Origin of the sequence: Hydrogenophaga sp., assembly GCF_050182545.1 — a bacterium.
Taxonomy (GTDB): Bacteria; Pseudomonadota; Gammaproteobacteria; order Burkholderiales; family Burkholderiaceae_C; genus Hydrogenophaga.
Genome location: NZ_JBFXCD010000041.1, coordinates 1 through 3,278, shown reverse-complemented (window position 1 = coordinate 3,278; position 3,278 = coordinate 1). Strand labels below are relative to the sequence as shown.

At 66.3% G+C, this 3,278-nt stretch carries 2 protein-coding genes; both read right to left on the bottom strand.

Features of this window, described 5'->3' with window-relative positions; genetic code table 11:
- Positions 1–1,209, bottom strand: a 1,209-nt coding sequence (locus AB7P10_RS20075; RefSeq protein ID WP_428295611.1) for a hypothetical protein, incomplete at its 3' end; no start/stop codon positions are given.
- A gap of 2 nt (positions 1,210–1,211) precedes the next feature.
- On the bottom strand, positions 1,212–3,278 hold a 2,067-nt coding region (locus tag AB7P10_RS20070; protein ID WP_428295610.1), incomplete at its 5' end, for an SbcC/MukB-like Walker B domain-containing protein.

Genomic DNA, 3,278 nt, shown 5'->3' with positions numbered 1-3,278 from the left:
AAAGCGCCCTTGGTTGCGCAGCGCCGGCAGCAATTCATTGTCTGCATAGGCACAACCCGTGTGGCCGGGGTCCGTCTGCTGGGCCTTGGCAGCCAGTTCCGGAGGGTGGCCTGCACCGGCTGCCAGCGGCCTTGCCAAATGACTGTAGCCGGGTTGCCAGGCACAAGCCTGAGGAAAGACTTCGCGCAAGCTCGCGAGGATTTGCATGCCAGCGTAGTCGAGGTCGCCGAAAAAGCTCACCGGCATGGCCGGCACGCCGGATTGATCGTCCTTCAACGGTTGGAACAGCCAACTCTCGATCTCCGGCAATGCCGCGATTGACGCTGGCGCACGCAGGTAGAGGCGGCATCCGGCGCGGGAACGCAACCTGCGGGCGCTGCTCCGGAACCCTGCCGCATAGACCAGCAGGCTGCCCGCCCAGGCCGTGGCCCGTGTGTCGGCCATGTGCTCGAAGGTCACGAGGTTCTCGATGAACAATACCTCACTGAAGGCCCGGCCACCACCACCACGGCTATGCGCGAGATCGCCTCCGGGTGGTGCCAGCAGCAACTGGATCGGGGCCTCGGTGAACTGGCCCGAAGTCGCGCCCAGCAATCTCAGCAGTTCCTCACGGTGGTCCAGCACCTTGGAGCGGCTTTGGAAGGCGCGTGCAGAGGCTTCTCGCAGGGCCATCGCTTGGCCCGACTTGCATAGGGCGACTAATGTGGCAAGGCTCTGTGTGGCTTCTTCTACCGGCAAGCCTTCCACTGGGACCAATGGGCTGCGGGCGAGGTGGTCCAGCACGGCAGCAGGATTGGCAGGCGCCTCATGCGGGTTCGCCGCCCAGTGGGCGGCGAGGTGCGTTCGCCACTTCTGCCGCCAGCGCTGGGCCTGTGGTGTGTACCCGGCCCAGGCCGCCAGAGCGTTGAAATCGCATAACTCCATCTGGGGCTTGCGGTCGCTGAAGCCGGCGAACGCGCGGGGCGCCTCCAGCAGCAACGTCACCCAGCCGGTGGCGCACAGGTCATCGAGTTGCATGCGCAGCAACTGGATCTGGTCGGCATCCACGGCATCGTGCAACTCGGGCGCAGCCTTGCGGTCCAGCGACAGGCGCACCGGCCGCTGAGTCGTGCTGCGTTCAGCCTTGGCGAGCAGCGACCGTGCCAGGCGCAGCAGGAGTGGATGCGGCGAAGGCGGATCGGACCGCGAGGACGATTCGGGCGTGTCCATGATCAGGGCGAGAACCCGCCATTGGCATCTTCGGCTGTCGAACCTGGGATCTGCGCCTGGGCCTGTTGCGCGATCCACTGGGCGCGCGCAGCCTCGCGGGCCTGCTCGGCATGCGCGTCCCACAGCCGGGCCAGGGCCGGGCGGTTGAGCGTCTTCTCCTGCGCTTCGCTGATGAACAACTCTTGACCATCGCGCCGAGCCATCACCTTGGAGAAAGTGAACTCCTTGTCGAACTCGGGCTTGACCGCGCCCGACTTGGACGTGGGCATGGCCACGACGAGTTGCAACCCCAGCGTCTGCGAAAGGAACTGCAGTACGTTGCGCGAGCGCGTCTCGTCCATCTTGGAAAAAGCCTCATCGCTGAGCATCAGCCGCAAGGCAGGTGCCTCGCGGCGGTCGCGGCCGAAGTGCCCGAGCGCATGGGCCAGCACGGCCGAGCGCACCACGTAAAAAGGCGTTTCCAGCTCGCCGCCCGAGCCTGTGCCCCAGGTGGACAGCCGCGTGGTCCCGACCGGGCTGGTGCGCAGGATGTCGTAGCGCCGGTAGTTTCGGTAGTCGGCCAGTTCGCGCAACGCGCGTTCGCTTGCGCCCTGGTCGTTGGCCAGCAGCAGCCGGCGGATTTCCTCCGCGGTAGCGCGCTGTTCGTCGGTGAGCCGAGGCGATGTGAAGATGGAGCCACGGTCATTCGCCAGCCCTTCAACCGCGCTTTCCACCGCCTCGAAGAAATCCTGCACCTTCTGCATGCGCGGCACCCAGTCCCATTCCAGCCTGAAGGTGTCGCTGCCGAAGCGGATGTCTTGCAGGTGGCGATTGAGCCGCTGCAGTGTCAGCGCGCCCTGCTTGACATCGTCGCGCACCTTGAAGCAGAAGCTGCTGGTGAAGACATGGTTGAACTGACCTTCGGCTTCGCGCAATGCGCGCGCGTTGTCCGCCAAGCCAATGGCGCGTTGGCGCTGAGCCTGCTCGACGATGGCAGCGCGGGTGCGCTCGACCAGCGGGAGCAACTCTTCGAGACGGTCGACGCTACGCGGCGGATCGGCCCAGGTGAAGCGCTCGCTGTCGTCGCGCGCACCGGAGAGGTAGGCGCCCACCGCCTGGGCAAGCTCGCGCAATGTGCGCGGCAGGCCTTCGCGCAGGCTCTGCATGCGATGACGCAGCGCGTCCAGGCTGGTTTCCGGTTCGGCCGCCAGCACCTGGGCCTCGTCGAGCAGTTGGAGCTCGGTAGCCAGGGCGGGCACGGCACCTGCGAAGCGCGAGGCCCAGACCGTTGAGTTGGTGCATGCGATGTCGAGATCGGGTATGCGCTCCGCCAGGCCTTTCTCGCGGCGGCGCAGCTCTACCAGTTCCTTGTCGGTCGCACCGACTTGCTTCAACACTTCGTCGCGGTGCCCGGTGACGCTGCCGATGCGAGCCTTCAGGTCCTTCTGCTCGGCCAACAGTTCGTCGATGGCCGACAAGTCCAACGCCTTGAACGCCTGTTCGGCGTGGGCATGCTGGGACTGGCTCTCCAGCACGGCAAGGAGCAGGGGCGTCAGAGGCGTAAACACGGGGCCGTTGAACATGCGAGAAATCGCCAGCAGCGACTGGCGCAGCGCCTGCAAGGCGCGCACCTCGATCACCAAGCGCTGGAGTTCGTCCTCGCACCACAGCCGACGCCGCTGCCGCGCGGCCTCACCGAAGGCCATGTCGCCATCGGGTACGCGGCAGGCAAACATGCCGTAGCCCCGGCTGCCCAGGCCTTCCTCCATCAAGCCCTGTGGGGTGCGTGCCAGTTCTTCTTCGGTGTCCACCTTGCGCACGCGGCCGTACTGCGCCAGCAGGAAGGCGTGGGCCACCGGGTGGTGGCAGACCAGTTCGTGCAGAACGGCACGGGCCTCCAGCTGTCGGCCTTCGGTGTCCTCCATCGCCTTGCGCCCCTGCACGACCTTGGGTGAGCGGGCGCGGTAGTGCTGCTTGACCAGTCGGGCGCATCGCGCCTCTGTACCGGCCTCGACAATGATCGCGAAGCGGTCACCGCCCATGTAGCCTTCGATTGCGTTCTGCCAGCGCGTGCCGTGGCGCGGTTCTAC